Annotated in this window: 17 protein-coding genes; 9 read left to right on the top strand and 8 right to left on the bottom strand. The window is 56.1% G+C overall.

What is annotated here, in order from left to right:
* Positions 1 to 10: 10 nt before the first annotated feature.
* From secA to lipA, 5 genes are all read right to left on the bottom strand, one after another.
* Positions 11 to 3,082: a preprotein translocase subunit SecA gene (secA, locus tag K4305_RS11455; protein ID WP_331562596.1), complete on the bottom strand. Its 3,072-nt coding sequence runs from the start codon at positions 3,080 to 3,082 to the stop codon at positions 11 to 13.
* 179 nt (positions 3,083 to 3,261) lie between these two features.
* Positions 3,262 to 4,221 (bottom strand): DNA-3-methyladenine glycosylase family protein, encoded by a 960-nt coding sequence (locus K4305_RS11450; RefSeq protein ID WP_331562595.1) that lies wholly within the window; start codon positions 4,219 to 4,221, stop codon positions 3,262 to 3,264.
* Positions 4,222 to 4,853: 632 nt separating this feature from the next.
* Positions 4,854 to 5,552 (bottom strand): SDR family oxidoreductase, encoded by a 699-nt coding sequence (locus K4305_RS11445; protein ID WP_331562594.1) that lies wholly within the window; start codon positions 5,550 to 5,552, stop codon positions 4,854 to 4,856.
* A gap of 22 nt (positions 5,553 to 5,574) precedes the next feature.
* The gene (locus K4305_RS11440; protein WP_331562593.1) at positions 5,575 to 6,153 is read right to left on the bottom strand and encodes a hypothetical protein; all 579 of its coding nucleotides are present in this window, start codon (positions 6,151 to 6,153) and stop codon (positions 5,575 to 5,577) included.
* A 15-nt stretch (positions 6,154 to 6,168) separates the two neighbouring features.
* Positions 6,169 to 7,077, bottom strand: a complete 909-nt coding sequence (gene lipA, locus K4305_RS11435) for a lipoyl synthase (RefSeq protein WP_331562592.1) — start codon at positions 7,075 to 7,077, stop codon at positions 6,169 to 6,171.
* Between the two features lie 177 nt (positions 7,078 to 7,254).
* Here lipA and K4305_RS11430 point away from each other — a divergent pair, with 177 nt between their 5' ends.
* From K4305_RS11430 to K4305_RS11390, 9 genes are all read left to right on the top strand, one after another.
* On the top strand, positions 7,255 to 8,604 hold the full coding sequence (locus tag K4305_RS11430) for an MFS transporter (protein WP_331562591.1): 1,350 nt from the start codon (positions 7,255 to 7,257) through the stop codon (positions 8,602 to 8,604).
* A gap of 19 nt (positions 8,605 to 8,623) precedes the next feature.
* The gene (locus K4305_RS11425) at positions 8,624 to 12,298 is read left to right on the top strand and encodes an AAA family ATPase (RefSeq protein WP_331562590.1); all 3,675 of its coding nucleotides are present in this window, start codon (positions 8,624 to 8,626) and stop codon (positions 12,296 to 12,298) included.
* A 184-nt stretch (positions 12,299 to 12,482) separates the two neighbouring features.
* Entirely contained in the window at positions 12,483 to 12,902 is a 420-nt protein-coding gene (locus tag K4305_RS11420) for a c-type cytochrome (RefSeq protein WP_331562732.1), read from the top strand.
* A gap of 13 nt (positions 12,903 to 12,915) precedes the next feature.
* Entirely contained in the window at positions 12,916 to 13,749 is an 834-nt protein-coding gene (locus tag K4305_RS11415) for a DUF4405 domain-containing protein (RefSeq protein ID WP_331562589.1), read from the top strand.
* Between the two features lie 156 nt (positions 13,750 to 13,905).
* On the top strand, positions 13,906 to 14,403 hold the full coding sequence (locus K4305_RS11410) for a cupin domain-containing protein (RefSeq protein WP_331562588.1): 498 nt from the start codon (positions 13,906 to 13,908) through the stop codon (positions 14,401 to 14,403).
* A gap of 190 nt (positions 14,404 to 14,593) precedes the next feature.
* The gene (locus K4305_RS11405) at positions 14,594 to 15,145 is read left to right on the top strand and encodes a TlpA family protein disulfide reductase (RefSeq protein ID WP_331562586.1); all 552 of its coding nucleotides are present in this window, start codon (positions 14,594 to 14,596) and stop codon (positions 15,143 to 15,145) included.
* A 44-nt stretch (positions 15,146 to 15,189) separates the two neighbouring features.
* A complete protein-coding gene (dsbD, locus tag K4305_RS11400) occupies positions 15,190 to 17,037 on the top strand; it encodes a protein-disulfide reductase DsbD (protein WP_331562585.1) in 1,848 nt (615 codons plus the stop codon).
* 76 nt (positions 17,038 to 17,113) lie between these two features.
* A complete protein-coding gene (locus tag K4305_RS11395) occupies positions 17,114 to 17,941 on the top strand; it encodes an alpha/beta fold hydrolase (protein WP_331562584.1) in 828 nt (275 codons plus the stop codon).
* Positions 17,942 to 18,016: 75 nt separating this feature from the next.
* The gene (locus K4305_RS11390) at positions 18,017 to 19,006 is read left to right on the top strand and encodes an alpha/beta hydrolase (RefSeq protein WP_331562583.1); all 990 of its coding nucleotides are present in this window, start codon (positions 18,017 to 18,019) and stop codon (positions 19,004 to 19,006) included.
* Between the two features lie 218 nt (positions 19,007 to 19,224).
* Here the strand turns inward: K4305_RS11390 and K4305_RS11385 are convergent, their stop codons facing one another.
* From K4305_RS11385 to K4305_RS11375, 3 genes are read right to left on the bottom strand one after another with little or no spacing between them, the layout of a single operon-like run.
* The gene (locus tag K4305_RS11385) at positions 19,225 to 20,643 is read right to left on the bottom strand and encodes a cryptochrome/photolyase family protein (RefSeq protein WP_331562582.1); all 1,419 of its coding nucleotides are present in this window, start codon (positions 20,641 to 20,643) and stop codon (positions 19,225 to 19,227) included.
* A 2-nt stretch (positions 20,644 to 20,645) separates the two neighbouring features.
* Positions 20,646 to 24,368, bottom strand: coding sequence for a hydantoinase B/oxoprolinase family protein (locus tag K4305_RS11380; protein ID WP_331562581.1), 3,723 nt, complete (start codon positions 24,366 to 24,368; stop codon positions 20,646 to 20,648).
* The gene (locus K4305_RS11375) at positions 24,365 to 25,600 is read right to left on the bottom strand and encodes a serpin family protein (RefSeq protein ID WP_331562580.1); all 1,236 of its coding nucleotides are present in this window, start codon (positions 25,598 to 25,600) and stop codon (positions 24,365 to 24,367) included. Before K4305_RS11375 ends, K4305_RS11380 begins: the two co-directional genes overlap by 4 nt.
* Between the last annotated feature and the right edge of the window lie 7 nt (positions 25,601 to 25,607).

The following is a 25,607-nucleotide window of genomic DNA, read 5'->3' as shown; positions in this document are numbered from 1 at the left end:
TTCGATGGCGTCAGGGCTGCTGCCCGTGACAGTTTTTGTATTTTTTTCCGCTGCCGCAGGGGCAGAGGTCGTTGCGGCCGGTTTTCGGCTCCGCCTTTACCGGCTGCTGCTGTGTTTCCCCCTGTTCGGCATCGCTTTCGCCGGCATGTTTGTAGACGCTTTCGGCTTCCTGGTGGCGGGCTACGAGTTTTTCCTGCCGCAGAGCCTCCTTTTTCTGCCGGGCTTCAATCTCCCTGGCCTCATCGGGATTCACCGGAAACAGCTTGAATGCAAGCGAAAGGGTTTCAAGTTCGATTTCTTGCAGCAATCCGACAAAAAGACGGTACGCCTCCTGTTTGTATTCCAGAAGAGGATCCTTCTGGCCGTAAGCCCGAAGATTGATGCCCTCCCTGAGAGAGTCGATCTCCCTGAGATGTTCGCGCCATTTTTTATCGATAACGCTCAGCACGGCATATTTTTCGATTTGCGCCATGATCTCTTCCGGAATATCCTCTTCCTTGCGCCGGTAAAAGCCCAGAGCGGTCTCATAGAGCCTGTCGGCTATTCCTTTGGCTCCTTCACGGTCGAACAGGTCGCTTTCCGGACGGAACTCGACCGACAGTTCCCGGAGCAACCGTTCTTCAAGTTCTTCAGCATCGAATGCTTTATCGTATTTGCGTACCACCATGTCACAGTAATCCCGAAGCAGATCGAAGATGTCGCTCGAAAGGCGATCTTTCTGCAGGCCGTTTTTCCTTCTTGTATAGATGACGTCGCGCTGCTGGTTCAGCACATCATCGTATTCGAGCAGCCGTTTCCGGATAGCGAAGTTCTGTTCCTCAACCTTTTTCTGTGCGCGTTCGATGGATTTGGTGATCATGGAGTGCTCGATCACGTCGCCCTCCTCATGACCGAGTCGGTCCATTACCGAAATCACCCGGTTGGAGCCGAACAGGCGCATGAGCTCATCTTCGAGCGAAACGAAAAATACCGATTCGCCCGGATCGCCCTGGCGACCGGCACGTCCTCGCAGCTGACGGTCGATTCGGCGTGATTCGTGCCGTTCGGAACCGAGAATGAAGAGCCCTCCAAGTTCCCGCACTCCATGCCCGAGCTTGATGTCTGTACCGCGTCCGGCCATGTTCGTCGCAATGGTAACCGCGCTTTTCTGGCCCGCAGCTGCCACGATTTCGGCTTCACGGGCATTCTGTTTTGCGTTAAGCACGCTGTGCGCGATGCGTTTGGCGCGAAGCATTCTCGACAGTGTTTCCGAAACCTCCACGCTGGCCGTACCGACGAGCACGGGTTGGCCCTTTTTCTGCAGCTCCTCGACTTTTGAGACTATGGCGTTGTATTTTTCCCTGCGGGTCTTGTAGACAAGATCGTCCATATCCCTGCGTACCACCGGTTTATTGGTGGGGATAACCACAACATCGAGTTTGTATATTTCGTAGAACTCGGATGCCTCGGTTTCGGCCGTACCGGTCATGCCGGCCAGCTTTTTGTAAAGGCGGAAGAAGTTCTGGATGGTGATGGTGGCCATGGTCTGCGTTTCGCCTTCGATCTTGACGTTTTCCTTGGCCTCTATCGCCTGATGCAGTCCGTCGCTGTAACGACGGCCCGGCAGGATTCGTCCGGTGAACTCATCGACAATCATCACTTTGCCTTCCTGCACCACATATTCGTCGTCTCGTTCGAAAAGCGAATAAGCTTTAAGAAGCTGACTGATATTATGCAGACGCTCCGAACGGTCGGCGAAAAGCCGGTAGACGGCATCCTTCTGCTTGACTTTATCGGCAGGGGAGAGCGAAGTATCGCTCTCGATGGACGCGATTTCAGAACCGACGTCAGGAAGAAGGAAAAGATCCCGGTCCTGATGGCTCAGCTTGCTCAGAAAATCCCGTCCTTTGTCGGTGAGGTCGATAGTGCCGGCTTTTTCGTCAACGGCGAAGTACAATTCGTCGTCAACTTCATGCATGCGGCTTGCATTATCCTTCAGAAACTCGTTTTCCGTACTCTGCACCAGTTTAGCCATTCCCTGCTGAGAGAGCATCTTGATGAACCGGCTGTTTTTAGGCTGGCCGCGCTTGACGCGCAGCAGGGCCAGGCCGGCGTCGAAATCACCCGGTTTTGTCCTGAGAGCGGATTCCGCCTGCGAAAGGCAGGAGGCGACAAGCTGCTGCTGCGTCCGCACAAGATGTTCGATCCATGGTTTGATTTCCTGGAACTTGCTGTTGTCGGCGTTGGGCACCGGTCCGGAAATGATAAGCGGCGTTCTTGCCTCGTCGATGAGTACGCTGTCAACTTCATCGACGATTGCGAAATAAAAATCGCGATGCACCATTTCATCCATGGTGCCGGCCATATTGTCGCGAAGGTAGTCGAATCCGAATTCGTTATTCGTGCCGTAAGTGATATCGCAAAGGTACTGCTGCTTTCTTTCGAAAGGATGCATGGAATTGAGGATGACGCCGACGCTCAGGCCGTGAAATTCGAAAACCGGCGACATCCACTCCTTGTCGCGCTGTGCCAGGTAGTCGTTCACCGTTACCACATGAACACCGCGTCCTGTAAGTGCATTCAGGAAAACGGGCAGAGTCGATACAAGGGTTTTTCCTTCGCCGGTCGCCATTTCGGATATTTTGCCCGAATGCAGCACCATGCCGCCGATCAATTGCACGTCGTAGGGCACCATGTCCCAGATCATTTCGTGACCCATGACGATATACGTATAGCCTTTAAGGCGTCGGCAGGTATCTTTGACCAGCGCGAACGTTTCCGGAAGAATCTCGTCGAGCACCGAAGCCGTCGTCTTTTCATACTCCTGTGAGAGGCTTTCGAGCTCGTCGTTGATACTGTCGGCCTTATCGAGATCGATATCGGGATCTCCGAGAGCGGAGTATAATTCTCTTTTCTTTTCCTCGAACGGCTGGAGCGCGCCGCGAACCTTGTTGCGGATTTCCACACCCTTCGCTTTCAGCTGATCATCCGACAGGGACTCGAAAGAGCGCTGCAGTTCATTGATGCTCTGGACGATCGGCTGGAGTTTTTTAATATCTTTATCGTGTTTTGAACCGAATATTTTTTCAAAAATTTTCAGCATTCTTTTCTTGGCTTTCCGCTTGTGTTCCGGACAGGTTATAAAACGTGTTAGATAATTGTTTTCTAAGGTATTGAATTACCTTCTGAGAAAAAAGTTGTCGCATAAGAAAAATAGGTTGCCGGTCTTGCTCCTGTTACGTGTGAAGCTGTCTCACTGACCGGACCCCGACATGCCGGCTCCTATGCCGTATTGAGTCCCTTCACCCTCCTTCTCCAGCAGTGGAAGAGCAGATGTCCGGCGTATCCAGCCAGTTCGGGGTTGATGACAGAGCGGATTTCCCGCTGCAGTTCCATATAATTTTTTACGGTCAACGGCATCGCAGCCCTTTTGAGGCCGAACCAATCGTGCAGGTACTGACGGACATGCGTGTCGATTGGAAACGCATCGAACCGGCCAAGCCCGAAAAGGGCAATGCAGTCGGCGATTTTAGGGCCGATTCCGTCATATCGGCATAATTCATCCCGAATGCTGTCCAGAGACCGATCCGGAGAAGCGAGTTTCCGGAAATCCAGTTCGCCGGAAGCTACTGCCCCCGCCATCTTTCGGATGTTAACGGCTCTCCTGCAGTTGTTGTTCGTGCATATCCGGAGATCTTCGGAATGAGCGGAAGCAATCCTTTCAGGCGAAGGAAAAGCATAGTTCGTGTGCCGGATTCCTTCGAAGGTAAACGAAACAGGATCGCCGAAAACCCTGCAGATCTCCCCGATCTGACGCCGGATAATCGGCATGCCGATTCCCTGTGCGCACATAAATGTTACTGCTGTTTCAAAAGGGTCCTGACGGAGGACTTTCAGTCCGTAGAAATCCTGTATTGAAAGCGCTATATCCCTGTGCAGAAAACGGAATACAGGCTCCATAACAACCTGTTCATTTATATCAAGACTCAGGTAATATTCTGCCCATTTGCCCAGCTCTAATCCCCCTAATTCATATGTATCGGAATAGACAGATACGCACAACGTATTCATTGGTTTTATGATTACCGGAGATCCGTGTATTACCGATATATAATAAGGATCACGACCACGATACATGACCCATCTGAATGTTTGTCCGCTGAATAAAGTATCATGCACTGATACCGGTTTATCAGTTATTATAGTGGCGATATAACGATCTCCATCCTTCTTGTTATGCATATAGTGTAATTTGATCCAGGAGCCATAGAAAAAGTTGAGATAATGGTGTATATGTAATTTTAATAAAATAAAATAAGTGTTTTACTTAAAAAGCTTGAAGTCTTTTTTATGGGGTGATAAAGATAAAATCTATTATGCTGAATGTGAGTATTGATTATATGGAAATATAAAAATAATAAGCAGTAAAAAAATTATTAAAGATAAGATTTTGGTGTGTTTATGGTGTTTATAACATAAAATTAATCCTGTAATATCTGGCTTTATATGTGTGAATATCTTCTTTGTGGTTTATGTTGTAATGGATTTCATTCTCCGTGAAAAAAAACGATTCCGGTGCTTGTTCTGCTTGATAAAATGCGGTATGAATAAGAGTGTGAAAGCGGATTATGTGCCGATTTTACGCCAAGGAATTGTATGGTTATGGCGTATTTATCGGGCGGAAGGATATCGATAACGTTAAGGCATAGATAACGAACGTCAAGGGTATATCCCTGGCGGATTCGCTGAAAAAAGATTGCCTGGCAATTGGTTTACATCCGGATCTGCTTCATGTTTCGCTTTGCTGAAAGCGTACCCTGGCACCGGTTTATGTTCGTCTGGTTATCTCCGGGAAAGAGATGGTCGGATGTGCGTTATAAAAGCAGATCGAAATAATGATCAAGTGAGTCCTGTGGAGCTTCATCCTGCCGGATAAGTTCGAATGTGCGGTTTCTTGCAGCAGGAACAATAAGCGCGAGAACCGCAATCTCCGCAACGTCGCTTCTGTCTATCAAACCGGTTATCCGGTCGCCGGTATCGAGCAGCAGCCTGTGTTGCATGGGCGGTCCGTCAAGCAGTCCGCCCGGCCTTATGATGGTATAAGTATGACCTTCGTCCTTAAACAGTTTTCGGATGCCGTTTTCGCCTTCGAGTTTCATATCGAGTACCCGACCGTATTTGTTCAGGGGATGGTCAGGTTTGGTGACGGCAAGCGAACTGATAAGGATAAACTGTTTTGCTCCGCTCTGCTTCGCCATAGAGGCAAGCCTGATTATCGCGTCGCGATCAATAGCCGATGGAGGCGGCGCTTCAGGATCGGTAACCGCGCCTCCTATGGCGCAGATGACGGCATCAATACCTTCAACGGCACGGCGGATATCGTCGGGGTTTTCAGCTGAACCGGCAACAATTCGTCCTTCCACGTCATTACCGAACAGGCTGCGGGCCTTTTCGGCAGAACGTACGAACAGCCGGTATGATATGCCGCGCCGCTGGAGGTTTATGACGATCTGCTGACCGGTGCGTCCGGTCGCACCGGCCACAAGCACAGTCCCGGAATACTTCGGTATCATGGCTGATTTCAGGTTCGGAAATTCATGCAAAAAGCGAAAACTTCACGTTAAGAATCATGGTAAGGTCGACGAGGGCATGCAGCGCGAAAACTGAAGGCAGGTCGCGATACCAGAAAAAGCTCAGGGCCCAGCTGCCGGCAATCAGGAGTTGTGTCGGCATGAAAAGCGGCTTGAACGGGCTGGCCTGGTTGACGTGTTCAGGCAGCATGTCGAGCCAGAAAAGCGCATGGATGAACCCGCTGTAAACCATGAAAAACAGCATACCCGAAGCAAAGAGCAGCCAGGGGTTTCTGGTGACCATCGCGGCGAGTTTTTCACCCATCACAAAGAAAAAGTAAAACATGAAGGTCTCGGCGATGCCGTTGCCGAAGGTAAAGACCAGTACCGAGGCGATATCGAGTTGTCTGCCCCCGTCGTAGGTTGAATTGGTATAGATATAGGCGTTGAGCATGACGATCACCAGGGATGCGGCAAGCAGTATCTTGCGCCGCAGATCGAAATTCATGTTGTAACTGAAGGTCTCCTTTCTGAAGAAGAGAAGCCCGATGACGACTGCGATGAACCAGTAGGTGAAGATTTTGGCGGGTACTGTCAATTCCATAATAAACAATCGGTTTTAAGGTGTTATTGGTTGAAGGCGAAAGGAATCGACGGAAATCCTGTCGGCATCGGCCACTTCGCCGGCGTGATAGGAACTTCGGACAAAAGGCCCCGAGAGCACATGCCTGAACCCGAGTGAGACCGCCTCGCTCCGGTATGCCTCGAACTCATCCGGCACCACATAACGCGCGACCGGCAGATAGGCTTCGCCCGGCTGCAGGTACTGGCCGATCGTAACGATATCGCAGCCGGTATCAGCAAGATCGGCAAGCGAATGGCGGACCTCTTCGAAGGTCTCTCCCATGCCGACCATCATGCCCGATTTGGTGCAGAGCCGGAAATCGCGTTTAGCCCGCTCAAGCAATCCGAGAGAACGTCGGTAATCGGCCTGCGGGCGGACTTTTGCATAGAGCGACGGCACGGTTTCGATATTATGGTTCAGCACTTCGGGACGTTCCGTGAATACTCTGTCGGCATGTTCTTCAACGCCGTCGAAATCGGGAATGAGGCACTCGATGCTGACGCCGGGATTGGCGTTCCTGATGGCCGAAATGACGGCTACCCAGTGCGCGGATCCTCCATCGGGCAGGTCGTCGCGGTTGACGCTTGTCAGAACCGCATGTCGGAGCCGCATTGTTTTTACTGCAAGCGCAATAGAATCGGGTTCATGCGGATCCGGCATCAGAGGCCCTTCGGTTTTGTTGACCGCGCAGAATCGGCAGTTTCTCGTGCAGACGCTGCCGAGCAGCATGAACGTAGCCGTACCTTTCGACCAGCACTCCTGCAGGTTCGGGCACTTTGCCGAACGGCAGACCGTATTGAGCCTGAGGTCGTCAAGAAGCTTGCGGGTTCCGGCAAACTGTTCGCCGGCCAGAAGTCGCTGTTTAAGCCATTCCGGTTTTCTCTGTTGGATCGGGCGCTTCATGATCTGGCGTCAAAGGTATACAGGTAATCAGCAAATATAGGAAAATGCTTTTGCAAATATGCGATACGCATGCAAGGGTATGCGATTGTATTTTATATTTTCCTTCTCTCCGCATCTCTCCGATCGAGAGATGCGACAATCCGGGTTTTTCTTTTTATTAACCAGTTTCACACATGCATGCAATCCCAGAACAGCCCTGACAAACTGGGGCCAATCGAACTCGCCCCCTCAATAAAGCCCTCAAACGTCTATGCGTTTTTCTTCGCCGCGTTTTTCTCCATCGGCATGATCACCTTTCTTTCGATCGGACAGACCTACATTCTCAACGTCCATCTTGGCATACCCGTCTCCGAACAGGGGGCCATCAGCGGAGACCTGGTATTATGGACGGAAATCATAACGCTGCTGCTCTTTATCCCCGCAGGCATCCTCATGGACCGTATCGGGCGAAAGCCGGTCTATATTGCCGGGTTTGTGCTCATTGCCCTGACCTATGTGCTCTATCCGTTCTCCCGTTCGGTCAACGACATGATGCTCATCAGGATCGTCTATGCCCTTGCAATCGTCACTATTGCCGGAGCGCTCTCGACGGTGCTGGTCGATTATCCGGCAGAAAGATCCCGGGGCAAGATGGTCGCAGTAATCGGCCTGCTCAACGGTCTTGGTATCGTTATCACCAACCAGTTTTTCGGCTCCATGCCCGAACAGCTCGTCATGAAGGGTTTCGCCAAGGTCGACGCGGGGTTTATTACCCATTTCGTGATTGCGGCAGTCGCTCTGGTTTCTGCCGGCGTCTGCGCATTCGGGCTCAAGAGCGGACTGCCTGTGCGCTATGAGGAACGTCCGTCGCTCCGCGAGCTGTTCACCAGCGGTTTTACGGCGGCCAGGAACCCCAGGATCCTGCTTTCATACTCTGCAGCCTTCATCGCGCGCGGAGACCAGTCAATAAACGGCACATTTCTCAGCCTGTGGGGCATCATGGCCGGTTTGGCGGTCGGGATGGATTCGGGCGAAGCGTTCAGGAAGGGCACGCTGATTTTCATCATTACCCAGGTTGCAGCCCTGCTCTGGGCGCCGGTGATCGGCTCCGTCATGGACCGCATGAACCGGGTCACGGCGCTCGCGTTATGCATGGCCCTGGCCATGATCGGCAACCTTTCGGTTATTGTGCTGGACAGCCCGTTTTCCGCAGAGGGCACTATTCCCGCTCTCACCTATGTGGTACTTATCCTGCTCGGAATAGGCCAGATCAGCGTTTTTCTCAGCGCCCAGTCGCTTATCGGGCAGGAAGCGCCCCGTGCGACGCGTGGCTCGGTGATCGGGGCCTTCAATATCAGCGGCGCCATCGGTATTCTGATCATCGCGGCCGTGTCCGGACGCATGTTCGATTCCATCAGCCCCAAGGCCCCGTTTGTGATTGTCGGCAGCATAAATGCATTGCTTACGATATACAGTATTCTGGTTCGACTTCATCTTTCGAAAGGCAAAGACAAGTCTGCCGGAGGGCATGCGCACGTGAACGGGTGAGGCGAGCTGCATAAAGACCATGAAGATCCTTTCATTACGCTTTAAGAACCTCAACTCGCTTACCGGCGAATGGCGTGTGGATTTTACCGCTCCCGAGTATGTCTCCGACGGCATTTTCGCCATTACCGGTCCGACCGGTTCCGGCAAGACAACCCTGCTCGACGCGGTTTCCCTGGCCCTGTACGGGCAGACGCCAAGGCTCGGCAGGATAACGAAAAGCGCGAACGAAATCATGTCGCGTCAGAGCGGCGAATGTTTTTCGGAGGTGGTATTTGAGACCGGAGCCGGCCGATACCGCTGCCACTGGTCGCAGCACAGGGCTCACAGGAGTCCCTCCGGAGAGCTGCAGAACCAGAAACACGAAATTTCAGAAGCCGAAACCGGCAGAATCATCGAATCGAAGCTGCAGGATACCCTTGCCGCGGTCGAAAAGCTGACGGGGATGGATTTCGGGCAGTTCACGCGCTCTATGCTGCTGGCGCAGGGAAGCTTTGCGGCTTTTCTGCAGGCTCCGCCCGACGAACGTGCTCCCGTGCTCGAGCAGATTACCGGCACGGCGATTTATTCGGAAATATCCATAAAAGCGCATGAACGCAATCGCCTTGAGCAGGAGAAGCTTGAAGCTCTGCGGTCTGCATGCGCAGGCATTCGTTTGCCGGGAGAGGATGAGCTTGCGCGCCTTCATGAGGAGCTGCGTCAGAAAGAGATGGAAGAGAGCGCTATATTCCGACGGCAGAGCGACGCCGAAAACGCCCTTCGCTGGAAAGAACAGATTGCCGCCATGCAGATCGAACTGGCGGGCATGGAAGAGGATTTCGGAGATCTCGCAAGCCGCGAGAACCATTTTCGACCCGATCGGGATCGGCTGGAGCTTGCCCGCCGCGCAGCGTTGTTCGAGCCGGCATATGCGGCGCTTCTGCAGCTGCAGGAACTGCAGGAGCGGGAACTCGCCGAAAAAACCCTCTGCCGTGCAGCTCTGGAGCAGGCAAAAACCATGCTCGAGGAGAGCTCGCGGCAATTTTTTCATGCGGAGCAGCATCTGCTGACGACGAGAAGCGAGGAAAAAGCGCTCGCCGGGATCGTTTGCAAGGTGAGGGATATCGATCGCGAATTGACGGCAAAGCGCGATTATTGTCATGAACTTGGCGCTGCCATACAGGATCTCCGCGACAGGCTCAAGGAACTTGACGCCGCAATTGCCCGTCATGAGAAAGCCTCGGAGCAGGAGCGTGAGGCCCGGGAGAGCTCAGAAGTATATCTTGCCGCCAATGCGCCAGACGGCGACCTGACAGCTTCGCTCAGCGGCATCGGGGCGGGCATACGGCAGCTCGACGAACAGCTTGCGGTCGAACGCAATGCTCGGCAGCAGCTCGAAGAAGCCAAAAAAAAACTCGGAGAGGCCGAAACCTCGTTTCGGAACCTGCAGCCGGAAACCGAACGGCTGATCGCCGCTCTCGATGTTGTCCGTTGCGAGCGACGCAAGCTTGCCGATGATCTCGATGCCATCGGCGGAGGAACCGATATTCCGCTTCTGCGTCGGGACGTCGAGGGACTGCAGGAAAGGATACGGGATATTGAAACGCTTTCGGAGCGGCTTGCGGCAATCGAACATACCTCGCAGCAACGCGCCTCGATCCAGGAGCAGGCAAGTGATGCTGCCGCTGCGAACTCGTATGCCCGCGAAGAGCTCGATAAGCTCCTACTGGTTCAACGCAATGAGGAGCGGATTATCGAAGGTCTCGAACGGGAAGCCGAACTGCAGCTGAAAATCCGTTCGCTCGAAGAGGAGCGCTCTATGCTGCAGGACGGAAACCCCTGCCCGCTCTGCGGATCTTCTCACCACCCTTTTGCTTCCGGAGTGCCGCCGGATGCCGGCGATGCAGACAGGCTCCGCAATGCGAGAACGACGCTTCAGCAAACCCTTAAGCAGATCAATGCGCTGCATGTCGAGATAGCAGGCAGGGAACGCGACCTGGCACACCACGAACAGGATATCCGAAATCTGCAGACCGCTCTCGATGAAGCATGGCTGGCATGCCGCAAAATCGCTCCGGGACTCGGAATCGAGGGAGAACCGGTTCAGGAAGAGGTTGCCGGTCTGCTTTCCTCGGCGCGAACCGCATTCCAGAAGCGCCGCGACACCCTTGCCGGGGCCGAGCGGCTGCATGAGCAGAAGGGCATTGCCGAAGAGCAGGAACGCCGGTTGCAGCTGCAGCTCAACGAGGCCGCCCGCAGGCTGGATGCGGCCGATTATGCCCTGAAAAACGAGAGGAGCGCGCTCGCACATGCGGAGCAATCCGTTCTTATCGCATCGGAGAAAACGACCGCCCTGACGACGTCGCTGCAGCAGCAGGTTTCGGTCTACGGTTTCAAGCCGGGATCGATAATTTCTTATAGCGAAATGCTGCGGCAGCTCAATACCCGTCGGGATATGTGGCGGCAGACCGAAGAGCGTAAGCTCGCCGCATCGCGCGCTCTCGAGGTGCTGGCCGGTACGATACGGGTTCAGCGGGAGCAGCGGAACGCCATAACCGCCGAGCTTGCCGATCGTGAGCGTCAGTACGCGACTGGTAAGGAGACATACCTCGCCCTCCGGGTCCTGAGACGGGAGCTCTTCGGAGAAAAGAAGCCGGACGACGAGGAACGGCGCTGTTCAGCCGCATGCATGCAGGCCGAAGCGCTTCTCGAAGAGGCTCGTTCCCTGAAGGATGCTACCCTGCATGAGACAAGCGATCTCTCTGCCCGCCTTGCCATGCTTGCCGACTCTTCGGATCGACGGATGCTGGAGATCGAAACCTTACTCGAGCATCTGCTTCGGGAGCTGGCTTCGAAAGGGTTTTCGCGATTTGACCGGTTCGTTGCCGCCAGGCTCGGCAGGGAAGAACTGCAAACGCTTGAGAAGCAGGCCGATGCGCTCGCCGCACGCCGTATCGAGCTTGAGACCCTGCAGACCGAACGCCGAGGCAAACTGCAGCGGGAAGAGGCGCGCGCGCTTACCCTGCAATCGCAGGAGTCGCTGCACGATGATCTCGACAGGCTTTCCGCCGGGATCGCCGCCCTGCGTCCGGCAATCGCTTCGCTGAAATTGCGCCTGCAGGAGCATGACCGGGCGGCTGAGCTGTTCCGCGAAAAAACGGAAGAGCTTGTCTCCCGCCAGGCCGAATACGCGCGATGGTCGGCACTCGATTCACTTATCGGGTCGGCAGACGGCAGGAAATTCCGCAACTTTGCCCAGGGACTCACCTTCGAAATCATGATCGGCCACGCCAACCGCCAGCTTGCCGCCATGACCGACCGCTACCTGCTCGTACGGTCGCGGGAGCACCCTCTCGGCCTGAACGTCATCGATACCTGGCAGGCAGGAGAAGTGCGTTCCACAAAAAACCTTTCCGGCGGAGAAAGCTTTATCGTGAGCCTTGCGCTTGCGCTCGGCCTGTCGCAGATGTCGAGCCGCAACGTCAGGATCGATTCGCTCTTTCTCGACGAAGGATTCGGCACGCTCGACGAAGAAGCGCTCGATACCGCCCTGCAGACACTCTCCGCCTTGCAGCAGAAGGGTAAAATCATCGGCATCATCTCGCATGTTCCGGCTATCCGCGAGCGCATAGCCGCCCGCATTCGCGTTCACCCGGTATCCGACGGCCGAAGCCGCCTTTCCGGACCGGGCGTCTATGAGGGCAAACCGCCGGAGTGAAATTTGTTGACAAATTCCGTTGTTTGTTTATGTGACGATCGCAGCAGAAGCAAATAGCTCAACATGCTATAGCAGGCAATACGGCTGATTCAGGAAAACAAACCGCAAGTAATGTTTATAATCGGCGTCTGTAATAACAGGGGGGAAAGGATGCGTCACAATCAATTATATCAGGAGATCGATGATGAAAAATGTTTTGTACCTGTCAATGCTGTTCGGCATCGCTTCCGGTCTTGCGTCTTCGGATGCAACGGCAAAAATCCCTGACGGCAGGGAGGTATTCGATCGCAACTGCAGCGTCTGCCACTCCATCAATCCTCCTCCGAAATCGGCTCCTCCGGTTATTCCTCTTGCCAACAGGTACCGCCAGAAATTCCAGACAAAAGCCGAAGGCGTAGCTTACATGGCCGCCTTTCTGAAGAAACCCGACAAAGACAAAGCCATCGATGCGAATGCCGTATCGCGTTTCGGGCTCATGCCGGCCATTCCGCTCACGGATGCCGAACTCAAGGCCGTAGCCTCCTGGTTCTGGGATCAGTATAACCCTTCGATCGGCGGCGGCAGGGGACTTGGCGGCGGGAAAAGAGGGATCATGAACCAGTAAACCGGAGATCGTTATGAAAATCAGGTTCAGTTGGCGCATATTCATCAGTTTCGGGCTTCTTCTTTCGTTTCTGATGCTGCTGGTTTCAGGGGTGATTCTCTATATCTCCCCGCCGGGACGGGTAGCGAACTGGACCGACTGGCGCATGCTCGGCCTTACAAAAACAGGTTGGAACAATCAGCATGTTATTTTCGGCTTCGCTTTTGCCGTTCTTTCGATATTCCACCTCTTTTTCATTAACTGGAAAGCGTTTCTGTCCTACCTGAAAACGAAAACCGCCCAGGGGCTCAAAAGTCCCGCGGAACTGTTCTCAAGCCTGCTGCTTGCGCTGTTGTTCGGGTTCGGCACCTTTTATGCAATCCAGCCCTTCCAGGCGATTATCGATTTCGGCAACGACGTCTCGGCATCTTGGGAACAGAGGGAATCGCAGCCTCCGGTACCCCATGCCGAAACCATGTCGCTCGTCGAACTTGCCCGACAGCCTGGTCTCGGAGGAGATGCCGACACCCTGAAAGCCAGACTTGAAAAAGCCGGATTCACCGTCGGTTCGATTGAGGAGACCCTTGGAGATATCGCCGTCGCAAACGGGACGACAGCCGAAAAACTCTACCAGCATATCGCTCCGGCACAGCAGGGGAAAACCCGGCTGCCCGCCGAGGGGTTCGGGCGTAAAACCCTGCAGGAAATAGCCGACAGCGCATCGGTATCGCCGACCTCGCTGCAGCTTGCCCTCCGCCAGAAAGGAGTCGAAGCCGAAGCCTCCATGACCATGAAGACCATTGCCGAAAAGAATGGTATCGAGATGAAACAGTTGCGCGAAATGCTCGAAACCATGATCGGCAGATGACGCATGAGGCGTCATGCAGGCCGTCCCGCGCTTCTCGACGAATCAGGCGGGGGACGGCCGGGCAATAACCTGTTTTTTGAATTGCGCTGTTGTCATTGACGAAACATCCCCGTACCTTGTCATAAGCATTTTCAGAACCCTCATTATAAAACGTTTATGACCGATCACTCAGTTGCCCTGCAGGTCTCCATCCGGATATGCAGGGCGAAGCGCATGCCGCTTTTCGTTGCCATGCTGCTGTTGTTATTGAGCCCTTGCGAGCGGCTGCAAGCCGAAGAGTATCAGAACGTCACGGTACGAAAGGTGCTCGTTACCGGAAAAACAAGCGATGGAAAAAAAGTGCGTTATCTGCGGACGGACGATGCGGAAGTCACCGTGCTTGTAGTCGATGTACCCCCCGGCGGATCGACCGGTTGGCACAGCCACCCGGTGCCGGTTTACGCATACATGCTCGAAGGGGAGCTTGCCGTGGAGATGGAAGACGGAAAAACCAATCTGTTCCGTAAAGGCGACGCCATCGTCGAAATGGTAGACAGAGCGCACAACGGCTACAATCCCGGCCAGGAAACCGCAAAACTCGTAGTATTCTATACCGGTGCGGTCGGAGTGCCAAACGTCATAAAAGAACCGGAAACCCAGGTAAACCGAAACTAACGGAGGGCGGACATTCCTGTTCGCCTTTCATGCCGGTACGTCGTTCACCCCCGTAAAACAGCGGCGGTGCGCCTCAGCAAACCCAATGGCGGGTAAGAAAACCCGCCCCCCTTTGAAGAATAAAACCTTCGGGGTTATGTATTAATACGCAGAAGTTTAAATAAATAGCTCGATAAAGAGATACAACCGCATGATGCAACCAATACGCCCGATCCTCATTGCCGCCGCTTTGGCCATAACGACGCCTGCTCTGCCCGCGCATGATGCCGAAGCCGCAAAACCCGTTCAGAACACAGCCATAAAAGCCCCGCTTGCGCCGGAATTTTCGGCAAAAAGCGTTCAGGGTTCTTCAATATCGAGCCGGACGCTTGCCGGCAAAGGCTATATCGTCAACTTTTTCGGCTCATGGTGTCCCTACTGCCGCAAAGAGATTCCCGACATGGTTGCCCTGCAGCAGAAGTATGAAAAACAGGGATTTACCTTCGTCGGCATGGCCTTTCAGGATAACGAAAAAACCATGCCGGATTTCATATGGCAGAACAATATCAACTTTCCCGTCGTCATGGCTGATGCGGTCATCCGCAACAGCTTCGGTCAAAAAGTCCCGGGAGGCGTGAGATCCGTCCCCACCCTCTTCGCCATAAACCGCGACGGCCGCCTCATCGAAGTTATCACCGGAGCCCGGACGAAAGAGGAGTTCGAAAGCATCATCCTTGAAACCCTGAAAAAACCAGCCCGGTAGCGTATGCCTGTCGGCAACATTAACTCTGTCAGTATAGCAACACTATGTTACATCGTACGTTATCGATAACCGGACTGCTGCTTCTGAGCCTGATCTCTTTTACCTCCAACGCAGTTGCCACGACATTTTCCGATCCTGCCCGGGCATTCAGGCTGAAAGCCGAACTGACCCCGTCGCGTTCCGTCGTGCTCGACTGGGAGATAGCCGAAGGATATAAACTCTATCGCGACTATCTGAAGGTAACTCTCCGGAACGGAGAGGCCGAACTGCGCATACCCGAGCTGCCGGCAGGGGAGCCGGTTACCGATCCATCGACAAAAGAACGGATGGAGGTCTACCACGATAAGCTGCGCATCGAGGTGCCTGTCGTCAAGGCAGCCGGCGCATTCACCATGCAGGTCGTCTATCAGGGATGCTCCGACGACGGACTTTGTTACCCCCCGTTTACCCGTACCCTCACCATCGACCCCTCAAAACCCGGAATGCTCGATGTCGTCGAGGACCCTCAAACAAGCGGTTTCGGCGGTTTTTCCGTAACGGAGGAACCTGCAAAGGAGGCCGTTCCGGCGGTCCAGGAAAAAAAAGCCGTCAATGACCTCTCCCTTTCGCAATCCCTGCTCGAAAGCCGAAGCCTCCTGAAAATCAGCTTCGTCTTTCTCCTTTTCGGCCTGCTTCTCGCCTTTACTCCCTGCATTTTGCCGATGATTCCCATTCTCTCGTCGATCATCGTGGGCGACGGCTGTTACGGACGGGGACGCAGCTTCATGCTTTCCGTAGCCTACAGCCTCGGTATGGCGCTGGTCTACACCCTGCTTGGCATTGCCGCCGGACTTGCCGGCGAAGGGCTTGCCGGAGCGTTGCAGCAGCCATGGGTGCTCGTACTTTTTTCGATTCTGCTTGTGGTGCTCGCACTTTCGATGTTCGACGTCTATCAGCTGCAGATACCCGGTTTCATGCAGAGCGGGATAGCCAAAACCTGCGGCAGGCTCAAAGGCGGGCAGATTGCCGGCGTCTTTCTTATGGGAGCACTCTCCGCGCTCATCGTCGGCCCATGCGTGGCCGCTCCGCTTGCCGGCACCCTGGTCTATATCAGCCAGACCCGCGACGTCGTCATCGGCGGGCTCGCGCTCTTCTCCATGGCCATGGGCATGAGCGTTCCGCTTCTCCTCGTCGGACTGTCCGCCGGCACACTGCTGCCGAAAGCCGGAGCCTGGATGAACGGCGTGAAATACCTCTTCGGGCTCATGCTCATTGCCGTCGCCGTCTGGATGGTATCTCCGGTGCTGCCCGGCCCGATGGTATTGCTTCTCTGGGGCGCGTTCGCCATACTCTGCGGGGTGTTTCTGCGCGTGTTCGACTCACTTCCCGAAAAACCCTCCATCGCCATGAAGTTCGGCAAGGCGCTCGGCCTCACCATGCTCATCATCGGCATCCTCCAGCTTGCCGGAGCCGCCGCCGGAGGCACCAATCCGCTTGAACCGCTCTCTCCGTTCCGCGCCCGTTCAGCCGCCTCGCAATCCGGCGAAACAGAACCGGCAAAGTTCGCCATAATTCATACGGAAGCCGAACTCGACGCCGCGCTCGCATCGGCAGATAAGCCTGTCATGCTCGACTTCTACGCCGACTGGTGCGTCTCCTGCAAGGAACTTGAACACTTCACCTTCAGCGATCCCGCAGTGCGGAAGCAGCTCGACCGCATGACGCTGCTCAAAGTCGACGTAACAGCCAACACCCCCGACGACAAAGCCCTCATGAAGCGGTTCAGCATCTTCGGTCCACCAGCCCTCATCTTCTTCGATCAATCCGGCAGCGAGATTCCCGGCAGCAGGGTAGTCGGGTTCGTCGAAGCTGACTCCTTTTACGACCATCTTGAGCGTTTTATTGTGCCGTAAATTCCGGAAATTGATTTTTATAATTGAATAAGTTGCATCCGGATCGATACACTCAAAATTTCAATAATATTCCCTTATGCATAGCACCCAGCCCCTCACTGGAAAATCCGGCGAAACCCTTTCGCTGAGCGTTGATGACATCGTAATGAGCTGTCGCTTTTTCGGGGAAGGTTATCCGCTTGTTTTGATCATGGGGTACGGCAGTACCATGAACCTCTGGGAACCCGGCCTTCTCGAGCTTTTCGCTTCGCGTTTCAGGGTGATTGTTTTCGATAATCGAGGCATGGGCGATACCGGAGCAGGAACGGAGAGCTATTCGATAGCCCGGATGGCTGACGATACGGCCGGCCTCATGCGCGCCCTGAACATCCGGCAGGCACATGTGCTTGGCTGGTCGATGGGTTCGCTTATCGCGCAGGAGCTGGTTTTTCGTCACCCCTCCCTGGTCGGCAAGCTCGTGCTCTATGCCGCCCATTGCGATGCGGAGATGTTTCCACCCTCTCCAGAAGTGCTCGCGATGCTTACCGACGCTTCAGGTACGCCCGAAGAGCGCGGTATGCGTTATATCGGCGTGCTCTTTCCCGAGCGCTGGATGCAAAACAACGGTCAGCGTCTGAAGGAGATCTTTTATCGGCCAATGGGCCGCGTTCCTGAAGAGATTACCGCAAGACAGTCGGAGGCGATCGGTTCATGGAGCGGAACGACGGAACGGCTGCCTCTGCTTGATAAGCAGACGCTGCTCATAACAGGATCGGAAGACCGGCTCGTGATACCTCGAAACGCAAGCTATATGGCCGAAAATATTCCTTTTTCGCAGTTATGCGCAGTGGAAAACGCGGGACACGGGCTTATGTTTCAGTACCCGGAGCTCTTCTTCGAAAAGGTGACGGCTTTTCTCGAATAGCCGGCAAACGACAGCGTCGCTGAAACAAACGTGATGCCTTGCGGGAACCTTGTTGAACCGTCTTATAAGCCGTTAATGGAAAAACGCCTGAAGGAAATCCGGCGCCGGGCCATGCTGCTCCTGATTGCAGGAATAGCGGCGGTTGCGCTCCATGCCGTCATGAAACCCCGGAACCTTCCGAAGCTTCTTTCGCATGCCCGTCCGGCTGAGGATTACGACGAGGCCCTCCGGCGGATCGACGCCATCCGGGAAAAAGAGGCGGCAGCGGAGCTGCATCCGCTCTGCACGCTTCAGTTTATGACGCATGGACAAAAAACGGAGCGTGCCGTTATCTTCGTGCACGGTTATACGAGCTGTCCGCAGCAGTTCCATGAGTTGGGCAGGCGCTTTCACGAGCTTGGCGATAACGTGCTGATAGCGCCGCTGCCGCATCACGGCAAGTCGGATCGGATGAGTGCCGATCAGGCCCGACTGAAAGCCGGCGAACTGGCTGCCTGGGCCGATGAAATGGTCGATACTGCCCGCGGACTTGGGGATCGGGTTGTGATGATCGGCTTCTCCGCCGGAGGCGTTACCACCGCATGGGCCGCGCAGCATCGCAGCGATATCGACCTTGTCGTGATTATCTCTCCCGCGTTCGGCTTCAGGGAAATTCCGGTTCCGCTGACCGCCGCGGTCATGAACGTCTGTTCCGTGCTCCCGGATTCCTGGAGCTGGTGGGACGAAGATCTGAAAGAGAAGGTTCCGCCACCCTACACCTATCCCCGCTACTCAAGGCGTGCGCTTGCCGAAATCCTTCGTCTCGGCTTTGTGGTCGGGCAGGCAGCGGAGCAGCATGCTCCCGCCTCGAAAAAGATTGTCATGGTCTTTAACCCCAACGACACCTCCGTCAGCAACGAACGCACCCTGCAGATCGTCGAACAGTGGAAAGCGCATCAGGCAAACCTCGATTCATTTACGTTCGACGCATCCCTGAAGCTCGGCCACGACATCATCGACCCGAACCAGCCGAACCAGCAGATCGATATCGTTTACCCGAAGCTTGTCGAGCTATGCGGCAGGTGAATTACAGATAATAAAAAGTAGTGAACGTTCTTTTCCTGCTAAACAAAACCCTGAAATTGCGCATAACATTCATATTATTTCAGCTTAAAATAAGGCAATCGCTCATAAATCCGAACTATGCAACGATGGCGTTGAAAGACGAAAAGAGGGCAAGATGTGACGAGTGACGGTAGGGAGGAAAAGAAAAGAATGAATGCGGGGCGGGCCGCGAAGCGACGTCAGGTTCTCGTCGAGCGATAGGCGTCGAGGGCGCGTTGCCGCGATAGTTTGAGATCGACCAGCGGCAGCGGATAGGTTTTTCCCATCGTTATGCCGCTTTCCCGCAGAACGCTGCCGGGAGCTTCCCACGGGGCGAAGAGGTGGCGATCGGGCAGGGCTGCCAGTTCCGGCAGCCAGCGGCGGAGATAAACCCCGTCAGGATCGAACTTCTGCGCCTGCGTTACCGGATTGAAGATGCGGAAGTAAGGGGCGGCATCGGCGCCGCATCCGGCGACCCACTGCCAGCTTGCGCTGTTGATGGCCAGATCGGCATCTGCAAGGCAGTCCCAAAACCACGATTCGCCTTCATGCCAGTGCACAAGCAGGTTCTTGACGAGAAACGATCCCGTCACCATGCGTACCCGGTTATGCATATAGCCGGACTGCCGGAGCTCCCTCATGCCTGCGTCCACTATCGGGTATCCGGTCATGCCGTGCTGCCATCGAAGCAGCGCTTCATGGTTTTCGATCCACGGAAATCGGTTGAATGACGCATCAAGGTTAACGGCAGGAAGTTCAGGGTTGTAGTAGAGCAGGCTGTAGGAGAACTCCCGCCAGGCAAGTTCGGAGAGGAAGTGGTCGAGGTCCTCCTGCCCGCTTCCGTTCTCCTGAGCGGCATACCAGGCCGTGTTGGGCGATATTTCGCCAAAGTGCAGCGAGGGCGAAAGCCTCGATACGTTCGGACGGGCAGGGTAGTCGCGTCCTTCGCGATAACCCGGCAATCCATGTTTCAGGAAGAGTTCAAACCTTTCCGCAGCACCCTTCTCGCCGATATGCCAGTGCGGTTCAAGCGGTATGTCCCGGCGAATGCAGGGCAAGAGGCCAAGCTCGTCGAGCGACAGGCTCTCCTGCGGCAGATCGGCACAGGAGAGTCGTTCCGGAACAGGCAGCGGGTACCTGGGCGGCGCCGCGTTCAGGCACCCTTTACGGAAATAGGGCGTGAACACCCTGTAGGGCAGTCCGTCCGCTTTGTATACCTCCCAGGGTTCCCGGAGCATTGAACCGTTGAAGCTGTCAACGACTGTCCCTTCCTCCCGAAGCCGTTCCTTCAGCCGGCCGTCCCGTCTGATTCTCCACGGCTCGTAACAGCGGTTCCAGTGAACAGCTGTTACGCCGCATGAACGGACGAGCCGGGGAATGATTTCAAGGGGATCTCCCTTGAACAGCGCGAGCTTGCCATGGAGCGCATGGTTGAGCGCAGCGAGGCTGTGGTGCAGCCACCAGCGGCTCGCGCCGCCCATTCGGGCCCTGCCCGCATTGACGTCGTCGAGGATATAGACCGGCAGCACGCGGCCTTTTGCCGCTGCCTGGCGGAGCGACGGGTTGTCGGCAAGGCGCAGATCCTGGCGGAACCAGTGGATAACGAGTGGATCGCTCATGTTCAGGTTATATCGGGTTTACCGAATCCTCCTCCTCCGGGAGTTCTGACAAGGATGGTCTCACCGGGGTTGACGATCCGGTCGATTCTGCCTTCCAAAGCCTGATGCGTACCATCGGCATCGATGAGTATGTTTTCGCCGGGGGCTCCGCTTCTGCCCCCCTGCAGGCCGAAGGGGGCGGTTTTGCGTCGTTCGGAAATCACGGTAAGGTGCATGGGCTCGCTGAATCGGAGCGCCCGTTCGACGCCCTCTCCTCCCTGCCATTTTCCGGAACCTCCTGAACCCTTGCGCAGTGCGAACCGGGTCACCTTCACGCCGGGAAAGCGGTGTTCGAGAATTTCCGGATCGGTGACGCGGGTGTTGGTCATATGCACCTGCAAGCCGGAAGCGCCGTCGTGACCTTCCACGGCTCCGTAGCCGCCGGGAATGGTTTCGTAGTACTGGCTTCCGCTGCCGTCGGGCCTGCCGAAGAGCAGGTTGTTCATGGTGCCCTGCGAAGCTGCGGCCACGCCGAGCGCTCCGAGCAGCACGTCAACGATGCGCTGCGAGGTTTCCACGTTGCCTACCGCCACAGCCGCGTCTGGCGGCGGATTGAGCAGGCAGCCATCGGGAATGACGATGCTGATCCGTTCGAGGCAGCCGGAATTGAGCGGAATATCCTCGTCGACAAGGCATCGCAGCACGTAGAGCACGGCCGCACGCACGACCGCTTCCGGAGCATTGCCGTTGCCGGGATCGGCCGGACCCGTACCGGTAAAGTCGATGACGGCTGAGGGTTCAATCCCTTCGGGGGCATCGATGCGGATCGAAACGGCGATCGGCGTTCCGTTATCCATTCTGTCGGCAAAGCGGAATTCCTTGAAGCCGTCTTTTCCGGCAAGTTTATTGAGCACGCGGTTCATGGCCTGCCGGGCGTTGAGTTGGATGAAATCCATGTAACGCTCGACAGTTTCCATGCCGCAGCTTCCGACGATTTCCCGCAGTTCGACCATCCCTTTACGGTTAGCGGCCACCTGGGCCAGCAGGTCGGAGTGTCGTTCAAGGATGTTACGGGCGGGCCAGGTGCCGGACGAGAGCAGCGCCGTGAGTTCCGCTTTCATGAAGAGGCCGTTTCGTACGATCGGGAATGCATCGATAATAACGCCCTCCTCGCCGATCGAGCGGCTCGAAGGCGGCATGGAGCCGGGGGTGGTGCCGCCGATATCGGCATGGTGGCCGCGGTTTGCAAGATAGAACGCCGGCTTTTCACCCCCGACAAAGAGCGGAGCTACGACCGTCATGTCAGGCAGGTGCGATCCTCCGCGGTGCGGATTGTTGGCAAGGTACATATCTCCATCCCTCATCCCTTCCGGAATGCTTGCGATCAGGTGGCGGACGGTTGCCTCCATGGCTCCGAGATGCACCGGGATGTGCGGTGCGTTCGATACAAGCCGCCCGTTGCGGTCGAAGAGCGCGCATGAAAAATCGTGGCGCTCCTTCATGTTGACCGAGTGCGCGGTGGTGGCAAGGGTCTGGCCCATCTGCTCGGCCACGTTCATGAAGAGGTTGTTGAATACTTCGAGCAGCATCGGATCGGCGGTTTTTTCGTGCCGATACCTGACGGCAGCATTCGTCTGTTCCGATCCCGACCCGAGGTTCCGCAGCAGGATATGGCCATGGCTTTCGATCGAGGCGTCAAAACCCCGCTGCACGAAAAGCGTGAGCTGCTCGCCGCTTACCATTGCCGGTCCGTCAATCGTGTCGCCAGGCTCCATCGATCTGCGATCGTACACCGGAATCGTTTCGAAGCCCGACAGAGTCCAGACCTCGCGATGCATAGCCGCGTTCCGGCTGTCGAGCTTTCTGCGGCACGCGGGTCGCGCCTGATCGGGCGGGCGGGAGGAGATCCGGCGCAGCTCAACCCGCATGTTGACGACTTCGATGGCGATATCATCGGCTCTGAACCCGTAACGGGCAAGATGTTCGGCGTGGAACCGTTCGGTTAAGGTCGCTGCGGATTCGAAGCGGAGATGTTCTCCGTTCCGGGAAACCGCGGCTTCGACGGATATCCACGCGTCGGTTCCCATACTCCGCAGATCGAGAAAAACGGTCAGGATCGTTTGCGTTTCGCCCTCTTTTTCCGGTGCGGCATCCGGCATATCCCCGACTATCGATTCGGCTTGCGGCAGAAGGACCTCGCCGGGAAGGCCCGGAGAGAGCGGCAGCATGACGGCTGCGGTGCGTCGTTCGAGACGGTCTGCCGAAGCGATGCCCCATGCCGAGAGCACACCGGCGTGAGCTGGAACCACTGCGGTCGTTATGCCGAGCATTCCGGCTATGTCGCAGGCGTGCTGCGCGGCGGCTCCGCCGAAGCAGACCAGCGCGTGAGTACGGATGTCGTAACCTCGGGCGACCGAAATGTTCTTCATTGCCCGGCACATGGTTTCGTTGGCGACTCTCAGGAATCCCGCGGCAAGCTCCTCTTTGGCAGAGGCAGTGCCTGAGCGCAGGTTCACCTCTTCGGCAAGCGCTTCGAATGCCGTTGCGGCGGCACGGGTATCGGGCGGCATGTTGCGCGAACGGCCGAAGGTGCGGGGCATGAATTCCGGAACGATGCGGCCGAGCAGCAGGTTTGCGTCGGTTATTGCCAGAGGGCCCCCGAGCCCGTAACAGGCCGGGCCGGGAGATGCGCCTGCGGAGCCCGGCCCGACGCGCAGCCGCTCGCCGTCGAAAGAGAGGATCGAGCCGCCCCCGGCCGCGACGGTTTCGACGTCGAGCATGTCGGCATGAAAGAGCAAACCCGCCGCCCCGGCTTCGCTGAGGTACCGCGAGCGCCCGTCGCAGCGCGAAACGTCGGTGGAGGTGCCGCCCATGTCGAAACCGATCGCTTCGCCGAGGTTCAGAGTCCGTGCGATTTCGGCAACGCCCGCCACGCCTCCGGCCGGACCGGAAAGAATGGTGTCCTTGGCTTTGAGAGCGGCCGGAGCGCACAACCCTCCGGAACTCTGCATGAACTCGATCGGCGCATTGCCGGCAAGCCCGGCTATCGTACCTGCATAGCCAAAGAGCACCGGAGCGAGCGATGATTCGAGCAGGACGGTTCCGGTGCGCTTGTAAAGACCGATAAGCGGCATTGTTTCGTGCGAGGCGGTGACATGCACGAATCCTGCCTCTTCGCGGGCGATGCGGGCAAGCCGGCGCTCGTGTTCAGGGTTTTTCCATGAGTTTTTGAGGGCTATGGCCAGGTGTTCGATTCCCTCGCCACGAATCAGGCAGAGAGCCTCTGCGGCCTGTTGCGGGTCGAGAGTGCGGATCACGCTGCCGTCTGCGGCGATCTCTTCATCGATGCCGATTACCAGCCTGCAGAGCGGAGGCGGCTTTTCGACCGAGAGGCTGAAAAGCCGATTACGCGTGCCGTTGCCGATGGCGTGCAGATCCTCGAGTCCTGCCGTTGCGCAAAGCGCGACCTCGGCGCCCTTGTGCTCAAGCAGGGCATTGGTTGCGACGGTGGTGCCGATGCGTATGGAACGGATCCGTTCGGCCGGCAGCGGCCGGTTTTCGGGTATATCGAGCAATTGGCGGATGCCCGCAATGCCGGCGTCGGCGTAACGGTCGGATACCGAGAGCAGTTTGAGAGTGTGCAGACCGCCCTCAGGGTCAATGCCGACGATATCGGTGAAGGTGCCGCCGCGGTCAACGGCGAATTCCCATTGCCCTGTTGCGCGACAGTGTGCCACGGAACTCATTCCCCTCCCGTCGTCGGATCGCAGACGCGGCCCATGAAAAGCAGCCTGCCCGAGCCGTTCTCCCTTATGGCGAACAGGAACGGGTGGTCGGCCCTGAAGACCGGAACAGGCACTGGCATCATGCTTTTCAGCTGCATGACCACGGCCGTCGCCGCTGCGGCTTCGGTTCCCTCCTCGCCGACATCCACAAAAGCCTTGTGGACGACTGCGCCGATATAAAGCCGGTCACGGTTCGTGACCATACCGCTGAAATCGGCGAGATTCCGGTCGAACGCATCGGTCATGCCAAGCTCCTGCAGGGTTTTGTCGAGCCGGAACGACGACGTGGTCCGTAATTTGGGAATGCTGGCATCAACCCTTCTTTCCGGCAGGTCGGATGTCCACAGGGCGAAGCGTTCGGGCGTGAGCGATTTTTCGAGGGTCTCCAGCCCGAAGCGCTCTTTCGGCAGCACCACCACCATCGAAAGGTCGTGCCCGGTATAGGGGAGTTCGAGCACCTGCAGCGAGTCGCGGTCGGCATAGCCGAATGTTCCGATCCGCGTCATCAGCGGAGTTTTGGCCGTCGTGCCGGGGCGGATATGGAACGGCGACTCGATCGTCCTGTTTTTGTCGAACGGGTGCTCCCAGTCGCCCTTGAAATAGACGGCGTTCACCAGCGCGAGTCTGGTGAGCGGGTCGAGAATGCCCGGCTTGAGCAGTTCCTGAATACGGTTTTTCGTATCCTTTTCGACGCGGCGGTTGATGGCGAGTCGCGCTTTTTCGGTTTCACCGATGTAATCGACCGGCGTTACCGATGTTCCGTAGTAGCGTTTGAGCAGCGCAAGCCACGAAGGCGCAAGAGGATAGTCCTTCTGCGGCCAGATCGAGTTCGATGAGGCTATCGTCACCCTGCCTTTTTTCTCTATTGCCCGGAGCTGTTTTTCGAATGCCGAAAGACCGGTATGGTGCTCAGTCATGTCGTCCGGCCTGACGTGCAGCACATCGGCCATCTGCCGCTGCGTGCGGTTTCCTGCGCCCGACATGGTCATGGAAAGCGCGGTTTCGATGCTGTAGGGAGAGAAAAAGAGATTGCTGTCGGTAACGGCAAGCTGGCGGTAGAGATCGACGGCAAACGCGCCGTTTTCATGCAGAGAAGCCTTGCGGGTTTCCGCATCCGCTCCGGATGCGTTGGAACGCGTCGCTGCGAGCATGACGCAGAGCAGGGAGAGCAGAATAATAATCGTGTTGTTCATGGGTATC

The organism is Chlorobium sp. (assembly GCF_036528655.1).
Taxonomy (GTDB): Bacteria; Bacteroidota; Chlorobiia; order Chlorobiales; family Chlorobiaceae; genus Chlorobium.
The sequence above is the reverse complement of the archived record's forward strand: the minus strand, read 5'-3'. Positions and strand labels throughout refer to the sequence as shown.